We start from the raw sequence: 14,377 nt of genomic DNA on the forward strand, positions 1-14,377 counted from the left end.
GCGCTACGCACGGAGTGGAAAGATAGGATTATTTCTACGAAACCATTGAATAAATCATGAGGAAATTGTTTCATAATGCCTCCTGTTTTTGGTAAATCGTCCCGTCTCTGCTTTTCCCAACCTTATTCCTCTTTTCCCATGCGCTATGATACGCTCGCTGCCGACGAGGCGGCATTCAAAAACCGGACCGATTATACGTTTACGCCATTTACGGTGCCCGTGGCAGGTGAAAACCTCTCATTGAAGGGAGTGTTCTGCAAACCCAATGGCCGTTCGGGATATTTCAACACGCCGGAGCCGCCGCATCCGAAGCAACGCATTGTGCTCCATTTCACGGCCGGTAACCTCAGCGGCGGCATTAATACGCTCACCACGCAGAACTTCCGGGTGTCAGTTCCGTTTGTGATTGCGCGGGACGGTACCATTTACCAGCTATTTCCGTCCAAAGACTGGTCGGGGCACATAGGTGCGGGCATTGGCAACGCGGGCACGGGCAATGCGCAGGACAAGGTCACCATCGCGATCGAGATCATCAATTATGGTTATCTGGTTGAACGGGGCGCCAACCTTGAAACAATTTATTCGCGGCCCAAAGAAAATCCCGGCCGCATTGATTTGTACTGCCCGCTGACGCAGACCGAAGCATACCAGAAACTGAACCAGCCCTTCCGCGACCAGCGATACTATGCGTCCTATACCCAGAAACAATACGAGAGCCTGATTATCCTGCTGCGTTTTTTGACCAAGAAATACAATATTCCGCGCCAGTTTCTCAATGAACCGGTGCGGTACCAGGGCACGCAGGATGTACTTTCTTTTAAAGGCATTGTGTCCCACGTCAATTACCGCACCAGCGGAAAATGGGACCTCGGTCCGGCGTTCGACTGGCAGCAGGTGATCTCGGGCGTACAGGCACCGGCATACCAGCCCGCGAGCGCTACGCGTGAGGCTGTGGTTGCGCCAGAAGAGGGGCTTATTACCGACGAGGCGGCGCTTGAAACGCAATGGACGGAGCCCAGAGGCGTGGAAGTAGCCCCGCCGGAGGATTTCGAGTCGCATTTCAACAACGACGAGGGCGCGGTAGTGAAGCCGAATCTGTACGCATTGGTGGTGGGAATTGATGCTTATGAAGACCGGGTGGTACTGAATCAGAAAGTCGCTTTTCCAAAACTGAGGGGTTGCGTCGCGGACGCGACAAAAGTCCGGCGGTATCTGGACAATGACACGTCGTTTGAACAAAAGCATATTCAGTTTCTGACCAATCAGCAGGCAACGAAAACGGAGATCGTGAAGGCCTTCCGGGAACTGGGTAAGGCGGGTAAAGACGATGTGATCGTGTTTTACTATTCGGGCCACGGCACGCAGGAGGTTGCAGATGTGGCCGTCTGGACGAGCGAACAGGATGGCAAACTGGAATGCCTGGTGAGCTATTACGATGAGAACCATGACAACGACTACCTCGTATCAGACAAGGAATTGCGGTATCTAATCAACGAGGTTTCAAAAACCGGCGCGCACATCACCGTGATCTCGGATTGCTGCCACTCCGGCGACAATACCCGCAATGCCGGACTGATCAAATCGACCTATGAACAGGTGATCGAACGCAGGATACCTTATGTTTTTCCGCAGCGGACCTGGGAAAAATTCATTTTCGGTGCTGAACTTTCTCCTGCCGATTTTGCCGGGAAACATATCGATGCAGTACTTCCGCCGGCCAGGCACGTGAGCCTTTCGGCATGCGAGTCGGACGAATCGGCGGTGGAAGTAAGCGGCGAAGGGGTTTTTACCAAGTACCTGCTCAAATCGCTGGAAGCTACCGGCGGGCAACTGTCGTATTCGGCATTGCATGGGCGCGTCAAACAGATGCTCAACAATGCCTTCGAGCAGACGCCGGTCATGTATATCCCGCCGGCATACCACCGTGAGCTTGCATTGAACAACGTATTCAACAAGCCCGGCGGAGCGGGCAACACTACCTATGCCGACGTAATCCGTGACGGTGCCGGAAACTGGGTGCTGCAACGCGGCGCCATTCACGGCATAGGACGCTCCACGAAAGGCATTACCGTAAGGGCCGATGAAAAAATTTATGAAGCCAAAGTAAGGTCGATCGGTGCTGATACCACCATCCTGGCATTCGACAATGCCGTTGAGTCGGAACTCGACACCTCCAAGGTTTACCAGGGCTATGTGGAAGGCTTGATGAGCCAGCAACTCAAAATTCATCTCAATAATGTGGATAATATCCTGACGGATAGTCTTTTGCTTACGGAAAAGCTCATGTCGGAAATCCCGGCTCAGGCCAGGCTGGAAGCGAAGGAGGCCGATGCCGACTATACCTTGTCGTTCCGGAACGGGCGTGCCGTTTTGACGAAGCCTTTTGATACTTTTCGTCCGGTTGTGGAGCAGATAGAGCTGGATTCGGAGGCTTTTGCGTCCGAATTGGTGAAGGACCTCAAACATATTTCCAACTGGCATTTTCTGAAAAATCTTCAAAATGATGCTGCCGTCGGTACGCCATTGCGGATCGAGGTGAGCGATGGCGATGGGCAGCCTATCGGGGCCGATAATGGTGTAGTAAGGCTGCATTACCAGCAAGTAGACGGCGAATGGAAAGGTAGCATCGGGATCAAAATCACGAATACGAGCAATCGCAAACTGTATTGCTGCTGTGTATTTCTGGATGCCGGATTCGGTGCCTCACTGGGCCTGCTGGATCCCATGGTTACCCCGCTGGATCCCGGTGCTTCCAAAGAGCTGAGTTACAATGGGCAAACGACCATCCCTATTTCGCTGGATACCTATGTACAGTTGTATAATTGGCCTAAAAATGCAGAATATCTGCAATTTATCGTCAGTGCGGAAGACCTCTCGAATATCGAGGAACTGACCCTTGAAAGCCTGCCGGCACCTTTCACGGTCGGCAAAAAGGGATCGACACGCGGCATTGGCGGAGGCGCGCGGGAAACCGACAAGAGTGTGGCGGCAAGCTGGTCGACGCAGCTGCTGACGTTGGAATATACCAACCCGGAATACAACATCATTGCTGAAAGAGACCTTGCGAGAATGCTGGAAGACGAGAACCTGGCCGAGTATGCTTTGGGTAATTATTTTGAGGTTAAAACCCGCCCGGATTTGCAGCCGGAATATCAGCTGAAACCCGATGTACAGCTGCGCCAAAGCGATGCGCACTTGGATGAAAAGGGCTTCATCCGTGACGGACTGTTGGACGTGGCGAATAAAACAGCGCGGCTGATCCGCAACTCCAAATACCGGATCATGCGCCTGAGATTTCCGAAAGCGCCCAAAATCGTGTCCGAGGGAGATTCCTGGTTTCAGCATCCATTGGTAGTCGACACGATCGATCACCTGTCGAAAATCTATCCGATCTTTTGCGTGGCGGCGGCGGGCGATACGCTCGCGAATTACGACCGGGAAGGAGAATGGCTGGAAGCCGTGGAAGACAAATCTCCGCGGTTCTTCCTGATCAGTGGTGGCGGAAACGATGTGCTGGGAGAGCAGTTCCGAAGCCATATCAAGCCCGGGCCTCATGCGACGGGATTGCAGCCACAGGATTACCTCGAAGCATCGCTCATTGCCGAACTGGATAATTTACAGGTGATTTACCGTAAAATGTTCAACGAGCTGTTTGCGTTACGACCTGATATTCACGCGCTTTGCCATGGCTACGACTACATTACCCCTTTGGATAAAACCGACAAAGGCTGGCTGGGACGCTACATGATTGAAAAGGGTATGACGAGCCAGACCGACCGCAAAGGGGTGATCAGCTACATTCTCAACGAGTTCAACGATCGCCTGCGTGCGGTCGCAGCCGAGTTCCCGAACGTGCACTACATCAACGCACGCGGACTCGTGGCCGACGACCAGTGGTATGACGAAATCCACCCGAACAAGCATGGCTTTCAGGCGGTTGCCGGTAGTTTTCTGAATGTGATCGATGGGCTGGTGGACAACTAACCGGCCGATATCGCGCGCTTCCACGCGGCCTCGCCTTCGTCGCTGAAAATCGCGCCGTAACTTCTCAGGTTTTTCCTGACGGCCTCGGAGAAATTCGAGGCCGGGTCAACATTCCGGAAATCGCAGCCCTGCACGAGGAGTCCCGAAACGTTCACAAATGAAAGCAGGGGCTTTGAAGCGGCGTCTTTCACGGTAATCTCCGAGTACCTGCATTTGATACTGAATGGCTTGGCGGCCTCCGATACAAGCAGCTGCATATCCGATAGCAGCTGCTTTTTTTTCGCTTCGTCGTCCACGACTTCCAGGCACTCACCGCTAATTACCGACCAAATGCGGAAGTTATGCCCGAAATCCCGCGAGAATATTTGCGTACCGTCGGCATTGTAAACGGCATCCTCGACGCCCAGTGAATGCCCCTTGTAAATGCGGATGCATTCGCCGGTGGAAACCAGCCATTCGCGGATCGTGAGGTCGTCGGATGTAGAGATGATTTTCGCTCCGTCGGAGCTGTACCTTGCGCGGTGCAGCCACTTTTCATGCCCGCGAAATGCCTGCAAGGCAATGCCCGACGCCATGTGTATTTCGCTGAAAGTACGGTCGTAGTTAACGGTAAGCAGCTTTTGAGAGTCCGGACTAACGACGCATTTGTTCACCACCCAGTCGGACTGCCCGCTGATCGCGAAGAGCTGAGCGCCGGTTTCGAGGCTCCATTCACGGATCGATTTGTCGTCGGAAGCGGAAACGGCCCTTGGTTTGTCGGGAGAATAGCAGGCAAAATTAACCTTATCCGTATGCCCCGGATAACTGCGGCTTTCCAGGCCGGTTTTGACCGACCATTCCCGCATGGTTTTGTCTTTCGATGTGGAAAGGATTCTTTCGCCGTCGGCACTGTAAACGGCATGATATACCTGGTCGGTATGTCCTTTGAAAAAGCGCGAAGGAGTTTCGCTTTCCGCAGCCCATTCGATGATCGAACGGTCGTCGGAGGCGGACAATACCTGCAATCCATCGGGATGGTAGCAAACACTGTTGACCTTTTCGGTATGTCCTTTTAGTATCCTCAGGCATTCTCCTGTTTTGACGGACCATTCCCGGACGGTAGCATCCGCCGAAGCCGACAGGATTTTATCCCCTTTCGGACTGTAACACACTGCCGACACATTCTTGGTATGGCCAGTGTAAGTTGCTGTGCATTCCCGTGTTGCAATACTCCATTCCCTGAGCAGCTTATCGTCGGCGCAGGTGAGAATTTTGGCCCCGTCCGGCGAGTACACCGCATTATTGACCTTCGAATGCAGATGTTCGTAGCTAGCCAGTTCAGTGCCTGTGCTGACCGACCATTCTTTGACGAACGTATCATAGGATGCTGAAACCACTTTCTGGCCGTCGGCGCTGTATCTGGCCGAGACTACCTTGTCGGTATGGCCGGAAAATGTCTGTAAAAGTTTGCCCGTAGCCGTAAGCCATTCTTTAATGGCACCATCGTCCGAGGCTGTCAGCAGTTTTTTACCATCATTGCTGTAATGCACCTGGTTGATTTGCCCATAATGCCCTTTAAAAAGAAAGCTGTCGCCATCGAGGATGCTGCCTTCAAAACGCGCCGGAAGGTAAGCGTTGCCTTGATGGCGCGTCAACGGAAGGCCGTTAAACTGGATTTGGCGCAAGTCGAGGCAGGTGAGATTGGCACCGGCGAGGCTCTGGCGCAAATCAAGCCAGATTGTCATCACATTCCGGATCACAAATGCACGTTCTGCGTCGCCTGCCGTGATGCCCGAATCAGTCCGGCATAAATCCATCAGGCGCGACAGCAGGTTTTCCTTCTCAACCAGTTCCAGGCGGCCTTTGGCGGCACTCCAGGCAGGTACCGATTGATGCTCTCCTTCTATTTCCCCCAGCAATCGACGCAGATATACCGGAATGTAATTCCTAAAAAACACATCCGGCAGGACGCGCCGCACCATAGCAGCCTCGGTCATGTTGCGTATATGACATACCGCGAAAAAATCCCTGAAATTCTGGTGTAAAAACCGGAGATCGTCACCTTCCATGACCAGCACGCGGAGGCGTTCGACGAGGAACTGCTTTACTTTGCCCGAGCGTTGCTCTTTTTCGTCCAATCCGGTGAGTACTCCCAGGCCCAGTTCCCTGCGTTTGCCTTCGAACTCGGGATACAATTCGGTCAATTCTTCAGTGTCGAGCTCGGCGAATGCTTCGTCGAGTAACGTTTTGAAATTGAAAGTGGGATCGCTGAGTTTGCGGATTGTAATAGCGTATTTGCCTTTATCTTCCATTCTGTACGCGATGTAGGGCACCAGCACGCGCAGTAGAAAATTCTGGTAACGGATGTCGGCTTCGTCGTTGGCGTCGGTCAGCTGCGCCAGCTGGGCTTCATTGAAATTCCAGAGCAGCTCGCCATAGGTGGTCACTTTTTTGAAATGGAAGCGGTCGTCGTCTTTGAAACGCAATGCAATATTATTGGCCCCGGAATACAGCGTAAGCATCATCGGGTTCGCGAAGAGTCCCAGCAGATCTTTGTTCGCAGGTATTTCCTGTCCTTTCTCTTTCAGGTAAGCGATCACGGTTTCCTGCGTGAGGGGCAGGATTTGCATTAACGCGGCATTCTCGCTGGCTAGATCCAGTTTGTCAATCTGCTTGTTTCTGGACGATATCACCATTTGCGTGCCGCCTGCCCGGGCTGCGAGGTCGTTCACGGTAGCCATCAACCGGCCTTTCGGAACGGTAACTTCGTTGAGGCCGTCGAGCAGCAGGATAATCGACGGTTTCCCTTCCCGGGGTGTTTCAAACAGCTTCCAAAGCGCATTTGTCGTTTCGGCGGGCGGCTCGGGGATATTGAGCAGATTTTTACAAATGTACCTCGCTACAAAGTCGCCGCGCTCGGCTTCGGATGCCGAGTTGTATTCGTTCAGCGGAATGAAAACGGGAACGGGGCCGTTTTCTTCAAAAAGGAGGTCACGCCAGAGCAACAGCAACGACACCGTTTTGCCCATACCGCCGTCGCCCACGAGCAGCGCCTGCGTTTTTCTGTTTTCCCATAAAGCATTCACCGCCAGTTCGAGCGAGGCAACCTGCGTGTCGGTTCTGACCTGCACATCGAGATATTTACCCAGATTGATCTCCGAAACCAGGATGCTCTCGATATTCAGGTATTTGTAACGTCCTTTTTGAAGCCGCTCGAATTGTGCTTTGGAGCCTGCCCGCAAGGTATTTTGCAGGTTTGCATTGTCGAATGGCGTGGCTGGGTCAACCACCTTGGCGGTGCGGTGGAAGAAAAATTCGCCCAGTTTGTATTTCTGGTTGACGAGGCTTTTGCATAGGGGTTCTATCGCAAACCCGTGGTCGCGTACCTGCTTGGTGATTTGGGCCCCAAGCCAGTTGATGGACATGCTGTCGTCCGCATTAGCATGGAGAATATCAATGAGCGCATCCGCAAACGGGCTTTTATCGGGTACCACGCCATTGCGCCCGGCGGTTAGCACCCACCGCGAGGGAACTTCTTCCGCTTCGGCCGATTGGCTTTGCTGCGCCACATCGATTTCCATCGTTGCAAAAGCCTCCGAGAAGCAGGCGTCGACGATCAGGACAATGTGGTGCGCTTTGATATTGGAGAGTATCCTGATCACCTCGCTCACCGAAATCAGTTTTTTCAGATCGCTCGGCCTTTCCGAAAGTACCGGTGCATCGGAAGGGACCCAGTAGCCCTCTTTGTTCTTGTCGAAGTGGCCGTGTCCCGAAAAATAGATGATCAGGTTTTCGTCGGGCCGGATGCGAAGCTCCCCGTTTTCGTCCTTGTCGGCCAGGTAACAGATCTCATCGAAAACAATGTCTGTTTTGGCATTGTCGTCGAAAAGTGGCTGGATCACGAAGTTTTCGTCGGAAAAGCCGTAAAAATCTTTGAGTACCGTAAAAAAACGCTGGCAGTCGGATACCGGGTATTGGAGCGGTGTCCAGTGATCGTACTTGTCGATCGCGACGAAAAACAGCCGGTTCCGTCTTGTTTTATGCTGTCGAGGGGTAATTGTCCCGATGCCCATGTTGGTAATTTCGCTTACTAAACTTTCAATTTCGGTATTTTTCCGGGGTGTTCGGGGTGGCTGTCGAAGAAATTATTTACCGGGCCCGGTAACAGCCGGGGTATTTTCAAGACACTATTTTCCCGTTCGATAATAAAGCATTGCCGGTGTTGATTTTAATTCATCGCGAAGGTAATTTCAGGCAATTCGAGCCATCGTCCGCTGATTACCGGCTCATTCTTGCAACACGGCCATCTTCCCAACCCAACCTTTAGTCTTATGAAAATCTTCGCATTGCTGATCGGCATTAATGAGTACAGTACCACCTCGAATCCGCCGATCAGATCACTGAACGGCTGTGTGAACGATGTTTCCGATTTTGGGAAGTTTTTGAAGGAAAATTACGGCGACCTGATCGCGGATGATCGTCAAATACTCGTGCTTACCGACGCGAATGCATCGCGTGCGAAGGTGATCGCCGGCTTCCGGGAGCACCTTACCCAGGCGGGGCCGGAAGATATGGCGGTAGTCTATTACTCGGGGCACGGCTCCACAGGCATTACCGCCCATGAATTTCAGGCGGCGACGTCCGATCTCCAGGAGCAAACCTGGGTACTGCATGATAGCCGAGAGCCGGGGAAATATGACCTGGCTGACAAGGAAATAGCGCTTTTGCTGGAAGAAGTGGGCGCTCGTAAACCCCGGATCGTCGTGATCGCAGATTCCTGCCATTCCGGGTCGGTCACGAGGGAGCTCGAACAGTTTCTGCAAATGCAGCCGCGGTTTGAAAAGGGTACTTCCGACGTCCGGCCTCTTGAAAGTTACCTGGATGGTGCTTATGTGCAGCGGGGTAACGTCAATATCCCTTCTTCCGACCACCTGCTGCTTGCCGCATGCGACCGTGTGGAGCGTGCCTGGGAGAACAACGGGCACGGGCAGTTTACGCAATCGCTAATTTCTGTATTGGGCAAAAGCGGCGGGCAGGTTACCTACGCAGACTTGTTTGTGCAGGTGAGGGCCTTCATCCGGAATACCTTGAAAAACCAGACACCGCAGATGGAGTCCATCGGCGTTTTCAATGTAAGTCAGGGTTTCCTCGGAAGAAATGTCGACAGCGGACGCCTCACGCGCTACCGCGTATACATGAAGGCGGGCAAGTGGACGATCGACCTGGGCGCGGGGATGGGCATCGAGCAGCGGGTGGGAGAGCCTGTCAGCATTAAAATATATGATACGGTGGCGGACGGCGAGCCTGTGGGCAATGCCGTGCTGGATGTGCTGAACGTGACGGAAAGTACATTGCAAGTCGGGGCATTATCCCTCGACGCGAACAGCGTATACTGGGGAGAGCCCGAATCGCTCCGCTTGCAGCCATTCTTCGTTTATGGCGATGGCGCGGTGGCACAAGTGATGCAGGAAACATTGGCCGGTGCCGCCGAATCGGGCGTAGTTTTGACGGATGTGCCCGCGGCCGCTTTATTTGAGCTGAAAATAGCAAACGGGAATATCGCGGTTTACCACGCCGGAAGCGACGTGATGATCCAAACCGTGCTGGGAACCGATAAATTTGCGGCAACTCATATGCTGAACGTCCTGCAAACGCTTGCCCGCTGGCAACGCCTGCTGGCTTTGCAGCACGCGCAATCGGCCATTCAGCCGGGGCAAATCACCTTCAATGTGGAAGTCGAACAGGGTGGGACTACCGGCGTATTTTCGGATACGCTGATCACGCTCGATCATGATGGGGAGGACATTCCATTCAAAGTCAATTTTCGTAACGGCACAGCCCGGACGTTGTACGCTTCTCTGCTTTATCTTTCTCCCGATTACGGTGTGACCGTCATTTTCAACGATTCGCAGCCCGTGCCGCCCAACACATCCATCGTGCTCACGAGTGACGTTTTTACGCTCAACAGCGACGAGGAGATCGACACCCTGAAACTGATTGTTTCTTCCGAAGCCATTGACAGCAGCCTGTTTGTACAGGAACCGCTGCAAATAGGGGCCACCGTCGCGCCGTCGGGCAGCAGGGGGTTGGGGCAATCGAAAGGGATTGGCGGAGGAAAGCCCGACTGGATCACGAAAGCCGTCAGTATCAGGCTGGTTAAAAAGGCCGGGCAGCAACTCGGTGCGCAGGAAGTGGCTATTGGCAAAGGTATTACGATTCGGCCGCACGATTCATTTCGTGGAAAGCTCGGTTGGGCGCCGCTTGTTTCCAAGACCAGGAGTGTGGACAGGCCGGTCATCAACGAGGCATATTCAGCGGGCAATCCATGGTTCCAGATCGTGAACTTCGACGAAGGCACCAGAGGGGAGGACCGCAGTATTGCCGAGGTGGTGGAATTGAATAATGCCGCTGCCCTGAAAGAGAAGCCGCTGATTATCGACATTCGCCCCGAGCGGGAGGATGAGCTGGTATTACCATTCTTTTTCGACGGCGAGGACTTTCTCCCGATGGGCGAATTGGCGATCACCGAACCGGGCGTGATGCAGGTCAGCGTGGATACCATTCCCGAAGAAGCGGTGGAGAAGACCCGCAGCCTGGGAGGGGCTTTCCGGATGGTGTTCCTGAAATTCGCGGGTAAGCTAGGCATTCAGACAGACCCGAACCGTTTGCGCTGGGTAAATTATGCCAATAATGCTGTGCGCGAAAGTGAAGGATTGGAAGGGAAGGTGAAGCAGGCCAAATCGGTGTTACTGCTGGTGCACGGGATTATCGGCGATACCGAGGACATGGCCAAGACTTTCAAAATGGCGATCGATGGCGGTTATGACCTCGTGATGACCTACGACTACGAAAACCTCAATACGCCGATCGAGGAAATCGCAGCGATCCTGAAAGGCAAGCTCGCCGCCCTCGGATTTCATGAAAATGATGGAAAAAAGCTGGTATTGGTCGCGCATTCAATGGGCGGACTGGTGTCACGATACATGATCGAAGAGCTGGGCGGCGACAAGTTTGTCGATAAGCTGATTATGGCAGGCACCCCGAATGGCGGCAGCAAGTTTGGAGAGATTCCCGGATACGTTAGCTGGGCGTCGGTGGCGCTGGCCCTGGGTACCAAGCTGTTCCCTCCACAGGTAAGCGCAGTTACGGGCTTTCTGTCGTCCGTGCTCAAAGTAGGGAACAAGCAGGTGCTGCTCACTTTGGCACAAATGGACAGCGGCAGCGATTTTATCAAAAAATTGGCCCGGAAAAATATGGCGCCGATTCCCTATTTCATCGTCGGCGGCGATCTCGACGCCTATTTGCACGCCAGCAACGGCCTGCCTCTGATGGAAAAGGTAGTAACGCAAATAGGCACGTGGGTTTACAAGAACACGGTCAATGATATTGCGGTAAGCACGGACAGCATCTTTCAGGCGAAAGCCGCCGCCGTACCGCAAAAGGTGTCGTGCCATCATCTCAACTATTTTGTCATCGACGAATCGGTTAACGCGCTGGCCAGACTCTTGTAGCCGGGTATCTCAATGGTGTTGAGCATGTTGATGATCGAGATAACGTCATCACGCAGCGTGTCGGGAATCATTTTCTTTCTGGTAAACGATTGCAAATCAGCGATCATTACATCCCGGTTATAGATGGTAGTATCGGCATAGGCGCAGTTTTTCTCACTGAAATTTTTGCTGGCCGCGTATTGCCGGTAGTATTTCCTGGCCTCTGCTGCATTGCCGGAAAGCAGGTAGGCATGTGCCATGTTCACGTAGATGTAATGCAACTGCGATTTGGCAGCGATGCCCACAGCCATGCCTTTTTTGGCATATTCAATCGACTTTTTGAAATCTCCATCGAAGAGCCGGTACCAGGACGCATTGTTGTAGACGATCGACAGGTAGTGGTTCAGGCAGCGATCATTCGGAAGCCTTTCCCGCATGTCTTCCAGGAACAGAATGTGGTCGTCACTCGCGTAACGTTTGGATTGCGTGCGTACGAAGGTGAAAAGTGCATTGCGTTCGTCCTCCCGCATTTTCTGGATCTTGGTTTCGAGTTCAACGCGTGCATCCCAGAACACCTCGTTCAGGCGTCGGTTACCATCGGCGCTTATTTTGCGGGACAGCGCCATCCAGAGGCCATAGTGATCTTGCCCCTCCACCTGCCGCGTCAATGCGCTCAATACGCCTTTCAAATGAACGAGCGAGCCCGAGTTTTCGGAGGAGAAGAAATGGCTCGATAGCCGGTCAATCGACGTGAGGTATTCATTTTCCAGGTAGGTCCACAAATCTTCCTTGGCCCCGATGCTCGAATTTCGTTTCAAATATTCAAGGTCTTCGGCATCCAGCGGCAGCAGGAAACGCACTTTGGTTTCAGGCAAAAGGCGCGTACTGGGTTCGATCTTTTTGGTACCCGTCCAGAACAACCTCGTAATGCCCATTCGCGTATCGGAAATCGCAATCACCGAGTCGTGCGGGAAGCGCCGGAGCGAGTTGTAGCTGTATTCATTGTCGATATCATACAGCGACTGCGTGCTGTCGCTTAAAATCCCTTCCGACGTCAGCCTGAACGATTCCCCGATGCGCGTCGTATCGATGATCCTTTTCATGAGCAGCATTTTCCCTTTATCGAAGGAAATTCTGACCAGCGTGGTATCGTGGCTATTGAGGGTTACGGTGATGCCGTGGTTGTAGCGGTCGCGGGTCCAACGGTGCCTGACCACATTATACCGGTTTTCCAGCGTGCCCAAACGCTCGTTATACAAACTCACAGTGTTAGGACCGGCGATAATCAGCAGTTTTTTGTCCTTACCAACGTGTGCAAAAGCCATATCCGTAATAGGTTCCACATTGAATATGGAAGCGAAATAGAGGTTTTCGTGTTCGGGATACCTTTTAATTTCGTTAAACATGCCGTCGCCGAAGAAGCCGGAGAGCATACTGTTTTCTTCGTATTGTTTGTAGAGAATGTATTGCTGAGTTTTCGAACGGGCCAGGTTAATCAGCAGCCGGTAGCGCGTGCTGGTCTCGGAGCTCCACACCGCCAAAAAGGTCAGTATGGTTAATAGAAACAAGGCACCGGCGCCGTAGCTGAGCGCGTAGATGGTCGTGAGCCGGCGTTTGCTGTCGGCCACGAATTTCCATTCTTCGGCCGTAGGCTGCTTGCTCAGGGCTACATTTTCCTTAATGTCTTTGGTCGAACGACGGATATCCCGCAAATCGTTGCGGTCGAGGTACGATCTCAGAAACCATATTTTATTGGATTGTTCGTATTTCAGGTAGGCATTTTTAATCGTCTTGATGGTGCGGGCGATGTGCGAATTTTCCAGACTGAATTTGTCATAAATGATCTTGGCCAGGCTGTCGTGTGCAATTTCATAGATGCTGTCGGTCCCGTTACCACCGTATTTGTCGAGCCGGAGAATGTTTTTGGTAGCCAATGACTTGACAATCGCCGTGGCGATATCCAACGGAGCGGCTTGCGAAATAATATCCTCGATCTTTTGCGGGCGCTTGGTACCCTCGTCGGTCACGAAGCAGTAAAGCACGTCGCGGATCGTGTTGTAATTTACCGATGCATGCACCGCGGATACTTCCGATATCGTACTCTCTATTCTTTCTTCCAGAAATTGTTTGAGGACATTCTGGATATTACCCACTTCCGTCAGCAAGCTCGTTTTGAAACTTTTGCGCGCGCCGGGCGCCTTGTGCCAAAGGCGGTCGAGGTAAATTTGAAGGTGCGGCAGTTCAATCAGGTTATCGTCGATTTTGAGATTTCTGACGATCGCATCGATGGTGGTCTCGTCGGTTTCAATATCGAAATGCTCGCAGGATTTCCGGATCACATTCTTGATATCGTTGTCGGTCATCCGCTCGACCAGCACGCGCTTGTCGAATAGCTCCGGTACAATGCTCTCGTATTTCTGCAATTGCGCAATGTAGCGCTCGCGCATGATGAAAATCACCTTGCACGGAATGTCGCCCGCATCGAGTATCCGTCTGAGTTCGTTGAAAAACGTTTCTTGCTCCTCCGTACTTCCTAAAATGAATATCTCCTCGAACTGGTCGAAGATCAGGTATATCGGTTTGAAAAAATCGAGGTAAAGCGAGCGGAGGCATTCGAGAATATCGGAATCGAGCGGAAAATCCTGCTTGTTTTTGAGGTTAATCTCCTTTCTGAGGGAAATGTTGATGTCGTCGTAGCGCCTGACGAATATTTCGAGCCAGTCGGTTTTTTCGAAGCAGTTGGCGAGCCCGCATTTGATGATACTGGATTTCCCGGTTCCCAACGGACCGTTCACCAGCACGATGTTGGATTCGTGGATGTAGTTGTAAATGATCCTGATTTCTTCCTCTCTTTCAAAAAATGCGCTGCGTTCGCTTTTCTCGAACGAGTCGAGCAGCTTGAATGGTGAGTGGGTCATGGTCTG

At 52.5% G+C, this 14,377-nt stretch carries 4 protein-coding genes; 2 read left to right on the forward strand and 2 right to left on the reverse strand.

Going from position 1 to position 14,377, the window contains the following annotated elements; genetic code table 11:
- The first annotated feature begins 138 nt into the window (after positions 1–138).
- Entirely contained in the window at positions 139–3,984 is a 3,846-nt protein-coding gene (locus tag CLV60_RS07230; protein ID WP_170118727.1) for a caspase family protein, read from the forward strand.
- On the opposite strand, the gene CLV60_RS07235 is transcribed toward CLV60_RS07230, so the two are convergent.
- Positions 3,981–8,036, reverse strand: a complete 4,056-nt coding sequence (locus CLV60_RS07235) for a caspase family protein (protein WP_106594704.1) — start codon at positions 8,034–8,036, stop codon at positions 3,981–3,983. The genes CLV60_RS07230 and CLV60_RS07235 overlap by 4 nt on opposite strands.
- 258 nt (positions 8,037–8,294) lie before the next feature.
- On the opposite strand from CLV60_RS07235, the gene CLV60_RS07240 reads away from it, so the two are divergent.
- Positions 8,295–11,474, forward strand: coding sequence for a DUF7379 domain-containing protein (locus CLV60_RS07240; protein ID WP_106594705.1), 3,180 nt, complete (start codon positions 8,295–8,297; stop codon positions 11,472–11,474).
- Here CLV60_RS07240 and CLV60_RS07245 read toward each other — a convergent pair.
- Positions 11,426–14,371 carry an ATP-binding protein gene (locus tag CLV60_RS07245; RefSeq protein WP_106594706.1) on the reverse strand — a complete coding sequence of 982 codons (2,946 nt, stop codon included), beginning with the start codon at positions 14,369–14,371 and terminating at the stop codon, positions 11,426–11,428. The two genes, CLV60_RS07240 and CLV60_RS07245, sit on opposite strands and share 49 nt — an antisense overlap.
- Between the last annotated feature and the right edge of the window lie 6 nt (positions 14,372–14,377).

Origin of the sequence: Dyadobacter jiangsuensis, assembly GCF_003014695.1 — a bacterium.
GTDB classification, from domain to species: domain Bacteria; phylum Bacteroidota; class Bacteroidia; order Cytophagales; family Spirosomataceae; genus Dyadobacter; species Dyadobacter jiangsuensis.